The 524-nt window shown below is 56.1% G+C and carries 1 protein-coding gene; it reads left to right on the top strand.

The features are described 5' to 3' along the window. Positions 1-524: hypothetical protein (locus AB4Y42_RS44160; protein WP_368697885.1), on the top strand; the 524-nt coding region annotated here is incomplete at both ends.

The following is a 524-nucleotide window of genomic DNA, read 5'->3' as shown; positions in this document are numbered from 1 at the left end:
ATGACATGCCGCGCACGATTGAAGAACCGGTAACGAGAACGATTGAGGATGGCGCTCTGAAGGGACGCACTGTCACTACGCATCCTTGCTACGCACAGATCGGCGCGAATCGTGTGAATGGTGGCGCAGTGCTGTATGGGTCAGACTTCACGCATCAAGGAAGCATCCGTATTGCTATTCAGACTAGCGAGCTACACCGGGATCTCTCCTATGATCGCTACCACTCCGACCGGACGCTGATCGAAGTCGAGATGAGTGAGGCGCAATGGGCGACGTTCGTGTCGAGCATGAACATAGGCGATGGAGTTCCATGTACGCTCACGCGTCGCGACGGCAAGATGGTGCCGTCGCTGCCAAAGCCGACACCGCGACGTGAGAAGTTCAATGAGGAGGCGGCGCAAGCCTGCAAAGAGGCGTTTCAGGCGATCGACCAACTACAGCAAATGATTTCCGACACGAAGCTTTCGCAAAAGCAGCGTGACGAACTTGCGAAAACGGCGGAGCGCATCCGGTCGAGCTTGAAT

Origin of the sequence: Paraburkholderia sp. EG286B, from assembly GCF_040965655.1 — a bacterium.
Taxonomy (GTDB): Bacteria; Pseudomonadota; Gammaproteobacteria; order Burkholderiales; family Burkholderiaceae; genus Paraburkholderia.
The sequence above is the reverse complement of the archived record's forward strand: the minus strand, read 5'-3'. Positions and strand labels throughout refer to the sequence as shown.